Source organism: Nitrosomonas supralitoralis (assembly GCF_003011925.2).
Lineage (GTDB): Bacteria > Pseudomonadota > Gammaproteobacteria > Burkholderiales > Nitrosomonadaceae > Nitrosomonas > Nitrosomonas supralitoralis.
Genome location: NZ_PXXU01000098.1, coordinates 1 through 5,208, shown reverse-complemented (window position 1 = coordinate 5,208; position 5,208 = coordinate 1). Strand labels below are relative to the sequence as shown.

General features: G+C 34.8%; 7 protein-coding genes. 5 read left to right on the top strand and 2 right to left on the bottom strand.

The window, feature by feature from the left end:
* The 3 genes from C7H79_RS18570 to C7H79_RS16265 form a co-directional block, all read left to right on the top strand.
* A partial coding sequence (locus tag C7H79_RS18570) for a hypothetical protein (protein ID WP_206781774.1) occupies positions 1 to 313 on the top strand: 313 nt, incomplete at its 5' end.
* Between the two features lie 200 nt (positions 314 to 513).
* Entirely contained in the window at positions 514 to 849 is a 336-nt protein-coding gene (gene smbP, locus C7H79_RS16270; RefSeq protein ID WP_106708300.1) for a small metal-binding protein SmbP, read from the top strand.
* 718 nt (positions 850 to 1,567) lie between these two features.
* Positions 1,568 to 1,933, top strand: coding sequence for a hypothetical protein (locus tag C7H79_RS16265; protein ID WP_106708299.1), 366 nt, complete (start codon positions 1,568 to 1,570; stop codon positions 1,931 to 1,933).
* A 121-nt stretch (positions 1,934 to 2,054) separates the two neighbouring features.
* Here the strand turns inward: C7H79_RS16265 and C7H79_RS16260 are convergent, their stop codons facing one another.
* Complete coding sequence (locus tag C7H79_RS16260; protein ID WP_106708298.1) at positions 2,055 to 3,668, bottom strand: AAA family ATPase; 1,614 nt, start codon at positions 3,666 to 3,668, stop codon at positions 2,055 to 2,057.
* Positions 3,669 to 4,116: 448 nt separating this feature from the next.
* Between C7H79_RS16260 and C7H79_RS16255 the strand changes: the two genes are divergently transcribed.
* Together C7H79_RS16255 and C7H79_RS16245 are read left to right on the top strand one after the other, a co-directional pair.
* A complete protein-coding gene (locus C7H79_RS16255; protein WP_106708297.1) occupies positions 4,117 to 4,341 on the top strand; it encodes a hypothetical protein in 225 nt (74 codons plus the stop codon).
* A 304-nt stretch (positions 4,342 to 4,645) separates the two neighbouring features.
* On the top strand, positions 4,646 to 4,900 hold the full coding sequence (locus C7H79_RS16245; protein ID WP_106708295.1) for a hypothetical protein: 255 nt from the start codon (positions 4,646 to 4,648) through the stop codon (positions 4,898 to 4,900).
* Between the two features lie 3 nt (positions 4,901 to 4,903).
* Here the strand turns inward: C7H79_RS16245 and C7H79_RS16240 are convergent.
* Positions 4,904 to 5,208: hypothetical protein (locus C7H79_RS16240; protein WP_106708294.1), on the bottom strand; the 305-nt coding region annotated here is incomplete at its 5' end.

Below are 5,208 nucleotides of genomic sequence, written 5' to 3'. Positions count from 1 at the left end.
AAATATTTTGTCTGAACCGACCTACAGAATTCAGCTATTAAATCCGTTAATTGACGGGTCAACAGTCAGCGATTGTATATCCAAGGCTGATCGTTGTTCCTGCCATGGTAAAGACGGGCAAGATACAATGTATAATTTTAAAGATTTAACTATGAATGTCTTAGATAGTATTTTTACAAAACTGCTTTTGCCAGTTTATGTTTTATTTATTGTTTTTCTTCGAAGTAATCGCCTGATTTCTCGTGCCCGATTTGAATGTTTGCTATTGAATGCTCCTGAAAAAATGTCCAACCGCTGCATTTCTCCTAAATAATGTTAGATCTTGTAAGTAGGAGTCTAAGCTGGGTCGAAAGTTAAAGAATACAAACTGGCTGACTGATTAAATTGGGATGACTAAGCCGCTATGTTCGATTTCGTACAGACCAGATTTTGTTAAAAATATATATTTATTAATAAGTCATATTTTTCTTTATGGCTTTAAATTCTAATTTAAATTTTTTGGGGTTAATAAATATGAAAACTTTTACATTATTTGCAAGCTTTTTTCTCATGGCTCTCTTATCATTCAGCACATTAGCAGCACAAAGTAATTTAGAGCAAGCTATCCAGCATTCTCAACAAGCTGCGAACTCTGACAAAGGAAAGATGGTTGCTGAACATGCAGAGGAAGCAAAAAAATTTGCAAATGCGGCAAAAGGAGATACCGATAGAGTAATTAATTCTAAAGAGCTTGATAAAGGCATCAAATGCCTAACTGATGCTATCGAAGAAGGACAAAAAGATAATACTGACGCAGCTAAGAAAGCGGCAAAAGACGCAGTGGAGCATTTTAGACAAGCTGCAAAATAACTCAGGAATTTCCAGTATTACAAAAAAGACCGTGGGTAAACCCCACGGTCTTTTTTGTAATACACCCTTTCAGATATTGAAGTGTCGCGCCGCCGAACCGTGCGAAGCTATGATCGCCAAGCTTTCAGGATGCCCGATCCCTAAAACCTATGAATTTTGTTCCTGACATCCACTTATTTTAGAAACAACCCACTCTATTAAGCAGCGCCTCCTTCAACACCAACACAGTTTAAAAACAGAAAAGCGATTACCTTTATTGTTTTGTTAAAAGAAAGCCTTCGATCTCTATTACCCAGCCAGTCTGCATGTACAAAAGCCGAGGAGGGCGATTTATAAAATGGCACTCACTGCGATCTTTTTACTGTTCGCAGATCCTGCCCTGTCATTCATTACTTTAGCCGAATAATGGATCGTTTTGCCGATCTGGCTGAATCGATCAATGAAAATAAAGAAATTGTTATTACTGCCGAAATAATCGAGATAGAAAAAATGTAGTAAATACTATTATCGACAATGATTACAAATCAATCCATCAGAGAATTCTTATCAATGTTATCCGGAAACATTCACTGGTCACAAGTCGCGGCCTGTGTTTCAAGTCAATCAAACTACGTTTGTTATGGCCACAAAGCACAACGATTTAATGTTTTTCCGGATATCTGCAATCTAACAATTAGCTATGGCTGGATGGTAATTATTAAACTTCCACAGAGAAAATATGAAAACAGTTAATTATGATAAGGGCATTTATAGTTTAAATCTTGATCAATCCGAAATTATTATGCTTCTTTCGGGTGATCTTCCCTATGTTATTTTTGTAAATGATCCGGAAATTCCAGATGATGAATGTGTATGGATTTATTATGAACCAAAAGCAAAAGACATCATTCCACCCATTTACCCGTTCCCGTGTCGTGTACTTGCTTATGAGCAACTTCCAAACCAGACTCATATCCTCACGCTTACGCCTGAAGAAAGCGATCTTGCACTCATAGAAAAAATTAAAGAATTCAGAGCCAACCTGAAAAGGATGGATGAATACATCCGTCCTACCGCATCATTACCACATTACGCATCAGTATAAACCTCTTTATCCTCAGCACTTACAAGGGTCGCGCCACCGTCCGGCGCGAAGGGTATGCCCCTGTAAGGGGGCATGTCGCCCGATCCCAAACAGGCATTATCTTATTTGTGACTTCTCTTTACTACCGAACGCTTTTAAATATTAATTCTTCAAGTTCTTTAAATACTGCCGTGTCTTTAGTAATGTAACTCGCTAAATTAAATTTAAAAGTATCATTTGGAATGGTTGAGGGGATTGCGCAAATTTTTTTAATGTTATTTACTTTACTTTTTACATCATCTTCATTTATATTCTTTATAAGCTTTTCGTACTCTGACTCATCAAAAGATATAGAATTTATTGAACAGTAATTATTTATAACTTCTTTATCAAATAGATAATTTTCTATTTCGAATCTTTTTAAAATACGATGATGTGCAGGAGAGAACTCAAGAATTCTATCTCTATCGGATACAGAGACCTGTTTGCCCGATGCACAATCTTTATCTTTCAATACAAGTATTTCGAGTAGAGGCAAAGCTTTGCCTATTATTGAGATGGCGATATTACTTCTTTGATCTAATTCAGTGTTTCCACCACTTGAAATAAATAGTGAATCTGGATATTTTTCAGCAAAGATTACATTATAAACACGTGCGTCAAATCCATTTTCTTTAAAATTTTTACCCGGTGTGTCTTTTCCTTCGCAATAGATGATTCTTTTAGGACATACTAGATGAGCTAAATCATCAAGTGCAACTTCAAATAATTCTTTCCAGACTGCTATTGAATGCTGGATAGGCTTCAAGATTTTCGCTTCAGAGGCTAAATTCATATCATTCTTAAATTGAATGATTTGGCATTCATCTTTAAATTCATCTTGAAGAGCTCTTAAAAATCCAATGCTATGTGTAGTCAGCCATAACTGGCAATTGATTCCGATAAGACAATTTATTTCAATAATTAATTTCTTTTGAATAGCAGTATTAATGTGTAATTCGGGCTCGTCAAAAAGAAAAATTGTATCGTCATATTCTTCTTGACGTAGATATAAATCAAGAAGAATATCAACCACTTCTTTTTCTCCTGAAGATAAAACATTAAATTCAAAAGAGTTTGCATGGTCTAGTTTTCTGAAATATAGAGTACCTTTAGATGCATTAATATCTCCTATACTAATTAATTCTAGGTCAAGACAATTCCGAAATGACTTATTTAAATCGCCAATTATTTTCTCCTTTGCCTGACTTGGTGGGCAATCAGTCTTATACATATAGTCGTTAAATTTTACATATAGACGTCTATAATTTTCATCAATTTTGCTATCCAGATCTGAGGCTGTGGAAGCACCGTAATGATTTTCAGTTATATTCCTAATTGCATGCGAAGACTGGACATTCAGGCCGGTGTTATAGCGATATGAGCTACGAAATGAAAATATGGTTTTTTCTTTTTCTTTTATTGCCTTATGGCTACTAATCACCTCATAAGCGCCTTCAACAAATTCAATTTTTATATTATTGTAAGAATAATTTTTTTCGTTATTCATTGAATGATATTTATGATCCTTGGCTCCAGTGCTACCGATGGTATTAAACATATTAGTAAAGTACAACATGCCATCTAGAACGCTACTTTTTCCACAACCATTTGGACCGATCAATGCAATAATTCTTTTTGGTTCTTCGCCTAAATCAATAGTTAAATCGAAAAAACGTTTATAACCATTCATCAATTGTATTTTTTTTATTCTCATTTGCTTTTGCTCTGTGTAAATTAATTATTGTTAGTGAGTTTGTTTGTTATTTTCGATCAATGATGATATAAATTTCCCTTTAAAACATTAGTTAATCCATTCATATAATAACAAACATTAAATATTTCGAAGTTTCTATAAAAATATAAACAATTTTATTTAAACAAACTAGTAGCAAATCTTGAAAGGAGGCTCCGAGGCTTTGCCATAGGCAAAATGTAGGAGTTCTCAAGTTTGCGTAAACGGGTAAATTCCCCACCTTTGTTTTGCAAAGCCTCAGACAATCATCTTTGCATATCTGACATACCTAATTAAATTTATATCACTATGATTTATCTATGTATTTAATTTATAATATGATATTAATTTTTTGTAATTTCTTAGTTGTTTTATGTGTGCACAAATAATAAATTCGATTGGACTAGTATTATCAATTGCAGGAACTATAATGGTTTTTATTTGGGGTGTAACACTAGAAAGAGAAAGCTTTGGACTTGGTCTCGAAGATAAAACCTTAGTTAATACAAAATGGGGACGAATAACAGTTGAAGAAGCTGCTGTTAAGTCACGCTTAGAAAGGAAACATCATCAATATTTATCAAAACTTGGATTGGCACTTATTGGGGTGGGATTTTTACTTCAGCTGGTTGCAGTTTGGTTAGTATGCTACTAGAAATAATCGCACGTAATCTCTGTTATGTTTGCCTTTGAAAAACTAATTAATAAACTCGAAGCTCTAACCAACAGTGCAAACACATCATGCAATGAGTTTACCAATCTTTTGATATCTTTGGGATTCCAAATTGAAAACTGCGGTAGTGCTGGCCACAAGATCGCAAGACACCCCGCCGTATCATTAATTGAATATCCTAACTATAATTGTGGTCATAATAAAGGCGAAGCCGTTAAACGTCCGTACATCAAGAAGCTATACAAATTCGTAAAACAGCATGAAAACTCAATAAAGGAGTACTTAAATGAAATTTGATCCTGAATCATATTCAATCACGATTCGTAAAGAAGAAATTGATGATGAAATTTTATATGTTGGTAGGGTAGCTGAATTTCCCAATATCAGCGTATATGAAGAAGATTTTGAAACTGCACGCAAACTAATTATTGATGCAATTCAAACCCTGAAAAAAATGGCTGATGAAACGCACACAGACTTTCCGCGCCCATACCTTGCAACCTCAAGTGAATTTCGTGAACGTGCATCATCGTTTGTATAATTATTAAGAAAAAGTTCTTTCTAAAATCATACCAAATCGGCTTTCAAGCACTAACTGGCGCTTATAAAAACTCACTCTAACTTCCAGCGTATTAATATCCTCATTACGCCGATCTAACTCCTGTTTTAACAGCTCAATCTCTCGCTGCAAGCTCCAAAGCTGTTGGACTTTCCAGAACATAGCCCTAATCTCATGCGGAGGAAAACCGTTGCTCCATTCCGGAACATAAAATAAATTATCCACGAAACGATAGCCTTTCCATTCATCACCCAGTAAAGCACTCGCATCACCAGAAAGATATAACCTTA

Excerpts from the sequence above, each read along its gene's own strand:
- smbP (WP_106708300.1), top strand. The coding sequence starts at position 514 with ATGAAAACTTTTACATTATTTGCAAGCTTTTTTCTCATGGCTCTCTTA.
- C7H79_RS16265 (WP_106708299.1), top strand. The coding sequence starts at position 1,568 with ATGAAAACAGTTAATTATGATAAGGGCATTTATAGTTTAAATCTTGAT.
- C7H79_RS16260 (WP_106708298.1), bottom strand. The coding sequence starts at position 3,668 with ATGAGAATAAAAAAAATACAATTGATGAATGGTTATAAACGTTTTTTC.
- C7H79_RS16255 (WP_106708297.1), top strand. The coding sequence starts at position 4,117 with ATGGTTTTTATTTGGGGTGTAACACTAGAAAGAGAAAGCTTTGGACTT.
- C7H79_RS16245 (WP_106708295.1), top strand. The coding sequence starts at position 4,646 with ATGAAATTTGATCCTGAATCATATTCAATCACGATTCGTAAAGAAGAA.